The sequence below is a fragment of the Streptomyces sp. NPDC005393 genome (genome assembly GCF_040606675.1).
GTDB lineage: Bacteria > Actinomycetota > Actinomycetes > Streptomycetales > Streptomycetaceae > Streptomyces.
Genome location: NZ_JBEXFG010000059.1, coordinates 24,435 through 34,750 on the forward strand (window position 1 = coordinate 24,435; position 10,316 = coordinate 34,750).

The following is a 10,316-nucleotide window of genomic DNA, read 5'->3' on the forward strand; positions in this document are numbered from 1 at the left end:
CAAAGTGCCCCCGTTCGGCCCAGCGCCCGACCTCGCCCGTGGGTGCGTGCTCTCGCCGGATGCGCCTGGCTGGGGTGGGGAGCGCAGGCTTGGGGACGGATCCGTCAGGTGGCCAGCCGCACCGCAGCCCCGTGATGTTGCCGCATCGTTCGCAGTGCCGTCGCCCGAGGCGCTCGGCACCGCCCGGAGTCGGCCGATCTTCGAGTCCCGACGCTCAACCCACTCCGACGGTGGTTCGCCCAGATCGGACGAGGCGGTGTTGCGAGCCTCCATGTTCTCGCCCTCACCGTCGAAGTGCCCTCGCCGGTCCTGGCGGTCAGGCGAGGGGGTGCTGCCAGCGCAGTGCTGCCGGGTTGTCGCCGATCCAGTACGTGTGGGCCTCGGCGGTGATGTGGAGCTGTACGGCGGTGATGTCGGGGCTCCCAGCGTTCTGCCATGCGGTGAGCGCCTGCTCGATGTTGTCCCACAGGGCCACGGGGCCGCCCTGCCGGACGGCCCAGTCTTCGCCATCAGAGGTGAATTCGGCGAAGGACTCGCGCTCCGGATCGAACACGTACAGGAGCTGGGCGCCGTCGCTCGTCGCGGCGCGGACGAATTGTGCACCGGGGGCAGCGAGCTGGGCGAGGAAGGCGGGCATCCACTCCTCCAGGAGGACGGGTGGCACCTTCGCCTCCCGCTCACTGTCGGGGTAGGCGGTGCGTGCGGTCAGGTCACCGGCCACCGGTACCACGGCCTGGGACCTTGCCTGCAGCGGCCGATGATTCGGCCCTCGGCGGTGCCGTCCTCGCAGACGGTGACCTTCGCGAGGCCGGTGCCGTAGGACCATGCGCCGCCGACGGTGGCCAGGATGGTCCCGCCGGGCTTGGTCTGCCGGGCGGATACGGGCAGGGGAGGTTCGCTGAGGCGGAAGGCCAGGATGCGGGCCGGGCGGGTCAGTAGGCGGTCGGGGAGCCGTGCGGTGAGCGCACGCGTGATCTGCGCGGGCCCCACCCCGGTGGAGAGCCATTGGGCGACGGCGGGTGCGAGTTCGGCGACGTCGCGGCGGGACAGGATCAGCCGGGGGTCGAGGATGCGCAGCGAGGCGAGGATGGCGACGGCCTGTTCGTCGGCCTCGGCGAGTGAGGGCGGGGATGGGGCTGCGCTGGGACGGCTTGTGTCGGTGGGGGCTTCCGGCTCGGGCGTGTGCGCTGCCGTACGCGCGGCGGGTGCCTCCTGCGGCGCGCTCGGCCGGGGTTTGCGGAGACGCGGTGGGGTGGGTGCGCCACAGCCCCCCGGGACGTCGTAGAAGTAGGTGCGAGTACGGATGATGCCTCCGGGCCCGCGTTCCCGCCGTCGCTCCAGGTAGCCGGCGGACTCCAACTCCCGTAAAGCCCGGGAGATCAGGATCTCGCCCTCGGTGAAGTGCTCGCACAGCGCGGCGATGCTCACGGGGGTGCCGTCGGGCAGGGAGAGGATGTAGGCCGCGACGCCGATGGTGACCGCGCTTCCGCGTCGCTGTGCGAGGGCGTTGGCGATCACGGTGAAGTCGGCGGTGAGACGGGTACGGACGTGGATCACGCCGGAGGTCGGAGCTCCGGCGTCGGCGCGCGTGGGCGCGTTAGACTGCGGGCCAGCCATCGGGAAGGTCTCTTCTTCCTGATCGGTCAGGCCCTCGATCGGGATTGCCGTCCCGGCCGGGGGCCGTCGTCTGTTTGCGGTTGTGTTGCGCTGAACGTAACGACCTGTGTGCTTCGCCCGCAAGCTGGTCACTCGTACGGGTGACCAGTCGGAAGGGTGGGTGGGCGGGAGTTCTTTATCCCGGTTCTTTGGGGGAATTCGTGGCCCGCCGGACCCCCGCATACGAGGGTCCGGCGGGCCCGGAACGACGACGCCGACCGGTTCCTGGCCGACTCAGGGACGGTGGTCGGTCTTCAACTCACGTAGGAATGCGGCCCAGGACGCCACCGGAAAGACCAGCACGGAACCGTCGGGGTTCTTGCTGTCACGGACGGGAACCACCCTGGCTATGTCGCCCACCTCGACGCAGTCGCCACCCTCTTGATTGCTGTAGCTGCTCTTGCGCCAGGCGGCGCTGTCCAGGTCGAGGCTCGCCACCTCGACGCAGTCGCCGCCCGCCTGATTGCTGTAGCTGCTCGTGCGCCAGTACGCGCCGTTCAGATCGAGGCCCGCCATGCCGGATCAGAGGCCGCGGCCGGTCGTCAGCTCATCAACGAAGGCGACCCAGGACTCTGCCGGGAAGACCAGAGCGGGGCCGTGGGGGTTCTTGCTGTCACGGATGGGGACGACGCCGGGTATGCCGTCGGCGACCTCCACGCAGTTGCCACCCGCCTGATTGCTGTAGCTGCTCTTGCGCCACGCGGCGCCGTTCAGATCGGGATGGGACACTCGCTCCACGGTGGTTGCCCTCCATCACGGATCGGATCATGTCGAGCGACATGAGCGGGGGCAGAGATGCTGCCCGCAGCCGATCGTAGGACAGGGCGTAGTGCTTCACATCCTTTGGTTCCTCGACGAGTTGACCGAAGTCTGCACCTTCTTTGTAGGCGACTTCGTCGCCGTCCGGCAGGGTCAGCATGGTCAGGGATCCGCCCATTGCCTCATGCCCGCCCTGGTCGAACGGCAGTACCTGCACGGTGATGTGGCGTTCAGCGGCTGCCTTCAGCAACCGGTACAACTGGGCCCGCATTACCGAGTGGCTACCGACCGGGCGCCGTAACACCGCCTCGTCCAGGACGACCCATAGCTCGGGCCCGTCCGGTGAACGGAGCCGCTCCTGCCGTCCAAGGCGAGCGGTGACGCGCTCTTCCAACTGCTGCTCGCCGCTGAGGAGGGGGTCGAGGCTCAGTACGGCCCGCGCGTAGTCCCTCGTCTGCAATAGGCCGGGCACCACCTGCGCGGCGTACTCACGAATGGACACCGCCCGCTCCGAGTAGGCCATGAACGCCCGCGACCAGTCCGGGAACGCCTCCCGATACACGTACGGCCACATGTCGACAAGCAGGCTGTCCGCCCCCAGGACGCTGTCGAGCGCCCGCGTCAGCTCGAACGTCGGCTTCGCTCCCGAGGCCCGCTCGATCTGCGTGATCCGGGTGCTGACCACATGCGTCCTCTCGCCCAGCTCGGCCTGAGTCAGACCGGCGGCCGTGCGGAGTCTGCGGACCCGCGACCCGAACAACGCCGCCATCGACGAGCGAGGATCAACTTCTTTGGCCAAAACATCACTTCCGTTCCTTACGGCCTGAAAGGTAAAGCGTCATGGCCTTTCGAGCGTAGACCCGCGACGCGATCCTTGGGCACGGAACGTCACGATGCGCACACGGTGCGAATCGTACGGAAGATCGATCGGACGGAAATGGACAACACCGTGCTGAAGACGACCCCGGCGCCGGACCCCGAGCCCGAACTCCGGGAACTCACCCAGCAGTTCCCCTCCACACCGCGCGGAGCGCGCCTCGCCCGGCGGCTCGCCGTGCGGCGCATGGAGGACTGGGGCTATCCGCCCGCGTCGGACGCATCCTGCACGGTGGCCCTCCTGGTGGCGGAGCTGGCCTCCAACGCGGTACGTCACGGCCGGGTACCCGGACGGGACTTCCGTCTCCGTGTCGCCTGCGAACCCTCGACGCGGACGATCCGCGTCGAGGTCTCGGACGCCCGCGAGGACCGCCTCCCGGCCATTCCGCCGACGCTGACGGCCGATGACGCATCGGGCCGTGGCCTGCTTCTGGTCGACCTGCTGGCCACCCGCTGGGGAACGACCCCTCGTATCCCCGTCGGCAAGACGGTATGGGCGGAGTGCGGTGCGCCATGACCCGAGAAGGGGCGGCCCGGCGCCCCCAGGAAGGGGACGCCGGGCCGAGAGGACCTGTGGATGACGCGGCGGTCGCCTACTTCACCGCGCCCGCCATCACACCGGCCACGAACTGCCGCTGGAAGGCGAAGAAGACGGCCAGCGGGATGACCATCGAGACAAAGGCGCCGGGGCCGAGGATGTCGATGTTGTTCCCGAACTGCCGGACCTGCTGCTGCAGCGCGACCGTGATCGGCGGATTGCCGCTGTCCGCGAAGATCAGGGCGACCAGCATGTCGTTCCAGACCCACAGGAACTGGAAGATGCCGAGCGAGGCGATGGCCGGGCCGCCCAGCGGCATCACGACGCGCAGAAAGAGCCGCAGCTCGCCCGCGCCGTCCAGGCGCGCCGCCTCCAGCAGCTCGCGGGGGATCTCCGCGAAGAAGTTCCGCAGCAGGAAGATCGCGAAGGGCAGGCCGAAGGCGGTGTGGAAGAGCACCACGCCCGTCGTGGTCTGGAAGATCCCGATCTCGCCGAAGAGCTTGGCGACCGGGATCAGCGCGACCTGGACCGGGACGACCAGCAGGGTGACGACGATCAGGAACCACCAGTCGCGGCCGGGGAAGTCCATCCACGCGAAGGCGTAGCCGGCCAGCGCCCCGATGACGACCACCAGCAGCGTCGCCGGGACGGTGATCCCGAGGGTGGTCCACAGCGAGTCGGTGATCTGCTGATTGCTCAGCAGATGGTCATAGCCGCTGAAGGTGAGCTGCCCGGGGTCGGAGAAGACCTTCCACCACCCCGAGATGTCCACCTGCGCCGGGTCGCGCAGCGAGGACAGCAGCAGCCCGGCGGTCGGCATCAGCCAGAAGAGGGCGATGAGGATGAGAACGACCCGCATCACCCCGCCGCCGGCCCGTGCCGCGATCCGCGCGACAGGGGACGGCTTCGCTTCTACGACAGTGTCCGCGCTGGTCATCGGCGCTTCTCCCTTCGGATCCGGCGGATATTGATGAACATGACGGGCATGACCAGCAACAGCAGAAGCACGGCGATGGCGCTGCCGAGGCCCTGGTTGACATCGGTGCCGAAGGACGACTGGAAGAGCTGGAGGGCCAGGACGTTGGCATCGTCCTGTGAGGGGCCCGGCGCGATGATGTAGACCAGGTCGAAGATCTTCATCACGTTGATCATGAGGGTGACGACGACGACCGAGAGCACGGGCGCCAGCAGCGGCACCGTGACCCGCCGGAAGACCTGCCACTCATTGGCGCCGTCCATCCGCGCGGCCTCCATCAGCTCACGCGGCACACCCGCGAGCCCCGCCGCGATCAGCACCATCGCGAAGCCCGCCCAGATCCAGACGTAACTGCCGATGATGGCCGGGGTGACGAGGGTGGGGCCGAGCCAGTCCACCCCGTTGTACGGCTCGGAGAAGTTCCAGGCGGGCAGCCGTAGCCGGGCGCCCTCGGCCTTGGCGGGGAGGGTGTACGTACCGTCCGCCGCCGACGTCGTCCTCGCGACGACCTTGCCGTCCCTGACCGCCTCGATCCTGAGGTCGGCCATCGCCTTCTCGCCCTTGTCGAGGACGCCCTGTTCGCCGAGGCCGCCCTTGGTGAAGTCGAACCAGACGGTGCCGGTGACCTTCCCGGCCTCGGGCTGCGCGGCCCTGGCCTCCCGCGCCCCGCTGATGTCGTCGCGCTTGGCCGCGACCAGCGGCAGCGAGGCCGGGGTGCCGGCGCGCACCGTCGCCCGGGTGGTGAACGAGCCGTTCGACCCGTCGGTCATCCCGGCGGCCGGGCGCGGATGGGCGCCGGGGAAGGGCGGCGACTCGGTGAAGGAGTCATGCACGCTCACCCACATGGCGTTGGCCACGCCCTTGTCCGGGTCCTGCTCGTAGACCAGCCGGAAGATGATGCCCGCCGCCAGCATCGAGATCGCCATCGGCATGAAGACGATCAGCTTGAAGGCGGTGGCCCAGCGCACCCGCTCGGTGAGCACGGCGAAGATGAGGCCGAGGGCGGTGGAGACGGTCGGGGCCAGGACCAGCCAGATGATGTTGTTCTTGATCGCTGTCTTGGTGGCGTTGTCGGAGAACATCTCCTGGTAGTTGTCCAGGCCGACGAAGCCGTTGCCGCTCGCGTCGAAGAAGCTGCGGTAGAGGGAGTAGCCGATCGGATAGACGACCAGCGCCCCGAGCAGCACCAGTGCGGGCAGCAGAAAGACCGCCGCCAGCCACGGCCGGGTGCCCAGGATGCGCTTCTTGTCGGTCTTGGTCGCGTTCGCCGGTGGTCCGGACGGTGCCCGGCCAGGTGTGGCCGCGCCGTCCGCTGTCGCGGTCGACATAGGGGGATCTCCCGGTCGGGTCGTCAGTTCTTGTACGCCTTGGCGGCGTCGGCTTCCAACTGGGCTTGCGTGCCTTCGACGTTCCTCGGGTTCTTGAGGAAGTCCTGGAGCGCTTTCCATTCGCCCTGGGCCGGCTTTCCGCCGAAGGAGGCCGGAGCCTGGTCGGACATGTCGAACCGGAAGTCATCGCCCGCCGCGATCAGCGCCTTGGCGATATCGCGCAACGGGGCATTGGGATAGGCGCCGAGGTCAAGGGACTTGTTCGCCGAGACGAAGCCACCGGCCCTGGCCCATATGTAGGCGGCGTCCGGCGAGGCGAGGAAGGTCAGCAGCGCCTGCGACGCCTTGCTGTTCTTCAGCGCCACGGCCGCGTCGCCGCCGGTGACCACCGGCGCCTTGTCGCCCACGGCCGGGAAGGGGAACACCTTGGCGTCGGCGCCGAGCTCCGCGCCCGCGTCGGCGACATTGGCGGCGACGAAGTCCGCCTCGAAGACCATGCCCGCCTCCGGTTCCGCCGCGTTGCCGAAGGTCTTGGTGACGGAGTCCGGGAACGCGGTCTGCAGCGCGCCGCCACGGCCGCCCGCGATCAGGCCCTTGGTGCCCCACAGTTGGGCGAGTGTGGTGAGCGCCTTGGTGACGGACGGATCGGTCCACTTGATCTTGTGCTGGGCGAGCTCGTCGTACTTCTCGGGTCCCGCCTGGGAGAGATAGACGTTCTCGAACCAGTCGGTGAGCGTCCAGCCGTCCTGTCCGCCGACCGCGATCGCATCGGTGCCGGAATCGGAGAGCAGTTGGGCCTGGGCCAGGAAGTCCTTCCAGGTCTTCGGCTCCTTCGCGCCCGCGTAGTCGAACGCCGACGTGTTGTACCAGACCAGGGATTTATTGCTGGCCTTGAAATACACGCCGTACTGCGTGCCCTGGGAGGCGCCGAGATCCTGCCAGCCCTTGGCGAAGTTCTCGGCGAGCTGCGCCTTGGCGGCGGCGCCGAGCGGCTTGGCCCAGCCCTTCTGGGCAAATTCACGGACCACGCCGACCTGTCCGACGATCGCGACATCGGGCGGGGCGCCGCCTGCGATCTTCGAACCGACGAAGCCCGCCATGTCGTCACCGCTCGGCACGAAGGAGACCTTGGCCCCGGTGCGCTTCTCGAACTCCTTGAGGACCTTGGTGAAATTCTCCTGCTCGGTGCCGGTCCAGACCGCGGTGACCTGGAGCTTCTGGCCCGCTAAGCGGGGCAGCTCGACGGTATGGGGCGGTGGGCTTCCGCTCACCGTGTCCGTGTCGTCGCTGCCGCAGCCCGCGGCGGTGAGCATCAGCGTTCCCGCCGACAGCAGGGCCAGCGCGGCTCGTGTGGAACGCTTCCTGCGAAGCGATGCCTGCATCCCCGTGTTCCCCTCCGATGCCGACCGCCCCCGTACGGCCGTGTCCCGTGCGAGTAGTCCTACGCCCGGTCACCGGACGTCGCAATACCGCCGTCGTCGTTCACTCACGGATCGTGACCGTGCCGTGATGAAGCGTCAGCCGATAACGGGCCGGGTGGGTCGGACGGGGGACAGGGGCCGATCGGACCGGAAAGCCGGGCAGGAGCGGTCAGATCAGCGCGGGGGCGGTGGGCGCGTCCGCCGACTGCGCGGCGCGCTGCAGGGCGCTGGCGAGCAGGGCCAGATCGGTGGGGCCGTTACCCAGCTCGCGAACGGGCCGGCGGGTCGGTGGGTCGCCCATCCGCTGCCATTCGAGCGGGACGACCGTGGGCCGCTGGGTCGCGGTCCGCGGTATCCGCCCGGTCACCCGACCCGCCTGGAACGGGGTCACCGCGGCGTCGTCGGGACGGAAGAGACGGCCGCGGCCGGGGGCCGGGTCGCCCGGGGGTGTGGTCGCGGGGGTGGAGGTGACGGCCCGTGCCGGGGCGGCGGGGCCGTGGGGGTCGGTGGACCTCTCGGGCCCTCCGGGCCTCTCGGATGCCTCGGTGCCGGTGGTCCCCACAGGGCGCGGCTCCAAGGTGATCCGGAGCCTGGCCCGCTCGACCGCCGCCGTGTCCGCCGTACGGTCCGGACGGCCGGACGCCGCCACCAGATGCACCCCGAGGTGGGCGCCGTCGCGGGCGATCGCCTCCAGGGCGCGCACGACCGAACCGGCCGCCGGCCGGCCGGGGCTGCCGAGCGCCGGGGCGACCAGCGCGTCGAAGTCGTCCACCAGGACGACGAGGCGGGGGAGCGGACGGGGCCCGGCGGCGGCCGAGGCCGCGTCCGGCGCCGCCGCCGCGCCCGTCGTGCGCTGGGCGCGGAGGTTCAGCGTGCGCAGGGTATCGATGGGCGGGGGGTCGATATCGCCCGGCGGCCGGGGCGCGACCACGCGGGGCGTGCCGCCCGTGGAGTGGCGCGCGGCCGTGCCGCCGCCGTCGCGGTCGGCCTCGGCCTCGCCGCTCAGGAGCCGGGTGTGCCAGGTGGCGAAGTCCAGCCGGCCCAGCACCTCGGCGCGGCGCTTGAGCTCCGAGCTGAGCGCCTGCGCGAACTCCCGCATCCGCACCGGGTCCGAGGCCGCCAGATACGTCGAGACATGCGGCAGGTCGGTGCATACCCGCAGCCCGTCGCCGCCGCTTGAGCCCGCTCCGGGGCCCGCAGCGGTGCCCCCTCCGTCCACGAGCACGAGCTCCAGCCGGTCCGGCCGCTCGGCCGCCGCGAGCGAGGCGGCGAGCGAGCGCAGCAGCTCCGTCTTGCCGGTGCCCGCCGCGCCGTCGATCAGCACATGCGGTCCGTCGGCGGCCAGATCGACCGCGAGCGGGCCGCGCGGCCCGGCGCCGAGCACCGCGAGCGCCCGGCCGCCCGCCGGAACCTCGTCCGCCGCGGCCGCCCAACGGGCCATCAGCGAGGCGGGCGTGGCCCGTGCGAGCCCCAACTCGTCCAGCAGTCGCGCCGCGTTCGGCAGCGGAGCGGTCGGCGGGCGCCCGGGGCCGCCCGCGTCGCCCTGCGCGGAGGCGGCCGGGCGCAGCGGTGCCAGCGCCCGCGCGAACCGCTCGGCCCACGCCGCCGACACCGCGTCCACGGTCACGGTCGTGGTGGCACCGGTCGCGCCGGTGACCCCGCTGGTGCCGCTCGCGGCCGCGTCCCGGTGCACGATCTGCAGCCCCGTGGCCACATCCCCGCTCAGCAGGGCGGCCACCCCGCACGCCGCGAAGGCGTCGGACCCGGAGCACGCCGCCTCATAGCTCATGGGCAGCGGGGACGCGGGCGAGGCGGCGGGAGCCTCGGCCAGACACAGCTGATGGATCCCGGCCGCGGGGCCGCGCGCCGCCAGCCCCGCGAGCGTCTCGCGCAGCGCGGCCGGTGCGGGGTCGCCGTCCACGATCACCACCGTGTACGGCCCGGTGTGCCGGGCCGTGGCCGAGGCCACGGCGGCCGGGGACGCGGTCGTCCACCCCGGCCCGAGCGGCCCGTCGTCCATCCGCCGCGTCAGCTCGGACATACGCGCCGCGGCCTGCTCCCCGTCGTACGCGAGCAGCAGCCGGCAGTCCTGCCCGCGCAGCGGCTGCACCTGGGGCAGCCACCCGAGCCAGGACCACTCCGCGAGCCGCTCCTCGGTGCTGAGCAGGACGAGCTCCAGCGCGGTGGGTGCGTGCAGGGCCGCCAGCTGTGCCACGGCTGACCGGGCGAGCCCGGTCAGCCGGGCTCGCGGGCCCGCCAGGCCCAGCGAACCGGCCCGCCGCAGATCGACCGTGACGGGGGCGGCGGGCAGCAGCCGGCCGCCGGCCGCCGGCCGGTCGACCGAGCCGAGCCGCACGGTGAGCGCGTCCGGATGCCCCTGGGCGCGCTCCCACAACCGCGGGCCCGGCCCCAGCGCCGTCATCAGCACGGTGGCGGCGTCCGGCCAGCGCCGCTGCAACGCCTCGGACTCGGCGGCCGCCCGCTCCGCCGCGCCCTCGGCGAGGCCGTCCTCCGGCCCCTCGTCCCGCTCCGCCGCCGCCCGCCCCCCGGCGAGCTGCCGCACCCAGGCCCCTATCCCCCGCCGCCGAGCCTGCGCCCCGGGGGCGTCGTAGGCATACGCCTGCGCATGCACATGTGTACGATCCCGCTCCCCCCGCGCGGCCCCGGCGGCCCCGGCCGCGGCGGCTCCCGGCTGCGCGCCGACGTCGGCCCAGGTCAGCGTGGGGTAGTTGAAGATCGACGAGTATTTCTGGCGGCCCGAG

10 protein-coding genes are annotated in these 10,316 nt (G+C 71.4%); 1 reads left to right on the top strand and 9 read right to left on the bottom strand.

Annotated elements, in window-relative coordinates:
* Positions 1-316 precede the first annotated feature (316 nt).
* From ABZS71_RS31505 to ABZS71_RS31525, 5 genes are all read right to left on the bottom strand, one after another.
* Positions 317-721 carry a hypothetical protein gene (locus ABZS71_RS31505; protein ID WP_356215479.1) on the bottom strand — a complete coding sequence of 135 codons (405 nt, stop codon included), beginning with the start codon at positions 719-721 and terminating at the stop codon, positions 317-319.
* The gene (locus tag ABZS71_RS31510; protein WP_356215481.1) at positions 706-1,617 is read right to left on the bottom strand and encodes a hypothetical protein; all 912 of its coding nucleotides are present in this window, start codon (positions 1,615-1,617) and stop codon (positions 706-708) included. The genes ABZS71_RS31505 and ABZS71_RS31510 overlap by 16 nt, the downstream gene beginning before the upstream one ends.
* 273 nt (positions 1,618-1,890) lie before the next feature.
* Entirely contained in the window at positions 1,891-2,172 is a 282-nt protein-coding gene (locus tag ABZS71_RS31515) for a DUF397 domain-containing protein (RefSeq protein WP_356215483.1), read from the bottom strand.
* A 6-nt stretch (positions 2,173-2,178) separates the two neighbouring features.
* On the bottom strand, positions 2,179-2,313 hold the full coding sequence (locus tag ABZS71_RS31520; RefSeq protein ID WP_356215485.1) for a DUF397 domain-containing protein: 135 nt from the start codon (positions 2,311-2,313) through the stop codon (positions 2,179-2,181).
* Positions 2,270-3,184, bottom strand: a complete 915-nt coding sequence (locus ABZS71_RS31525; protein WP_356215488.1) for a helix-turn-helix transcriptional regulator — start codon at positions 3,182-3,184, stop codon at positions 2,270-2,272. Before ABZS71_RS31525 ends, ABZS71_RS31520 begins: the two co-directional genes overlap by 44 nt.
* 168 nt (positions 3,185-3,352) lie before the next feature.
* On the opposite strand from ABZS71_RS31525, the gene ABZS71_RS31530 reads away from it, so the two are divergent.
* On the top strand, positions 3,353-3,808 hold the full coding sequence (locus tag ABZS71_RS31530; protein ID WP_356215499.1) for an ATP-binding protein: 456 nt from the start codon (positions 3,353-3,355) through the stop codon (positions 3,806-3,808).
* Positions 3,809-3,884: 76 nt separating this feature from the next.
* On the opposite strand, the gene ABZS71_RS31535 is transcribed toward ABZS71_RS31530, so the two are convergent.
* From ABZS71_RS31535 to ABZS71_RS31550, 4 genes are all read right to left on the bottom strand, one after another.
* On the bottom strand, positions 3,885-4,766 hold the full coding sequence (locus ABZS71_RS31535) for a carbohydrate ABC transporter permease (protein WP_356215490.1): 882 nt from the start codon (positions 4,764-4,766) through the stop codon (positions 3,885-3,887).
* A complete protein-coding gene (locus ABZS71_RS31540) occupies positions 4,763-6,133 on the bottom strand; it encodes a sugar ABC transporter permease (protein ID WP_356215492.1) in 1,371 nt (456 codons plus the stop codon). Before ABZS71_RS31540 ends, ABZS71_RS31535 begins: the two co-directional genes overlap by 4 nt.
* Before the next feature lie 23 nt (positions 6,134-6,156).
* Complete coding sequence (locus ABZS71_RS31545; RefSeq protein ID WP_356215494.1) at positions 6,157-7,515, bottom strand: extracellular solute-binding protein; 1,359 nt, start codon at positions 7,513-7,515, stop codon at positions 6,157-6,159.
* Positions 7,516-7,723: 208 nt separating this feature from the next.
* A partial coding sequence (locus ABZS71_RS31550; protein ID WP_356215497.1) for an FtsK/SpoIIIE domain-containing protein occupies positions 7,724-10,316 on the bottom strand: 2,593 nt, incomplete at its 5' end.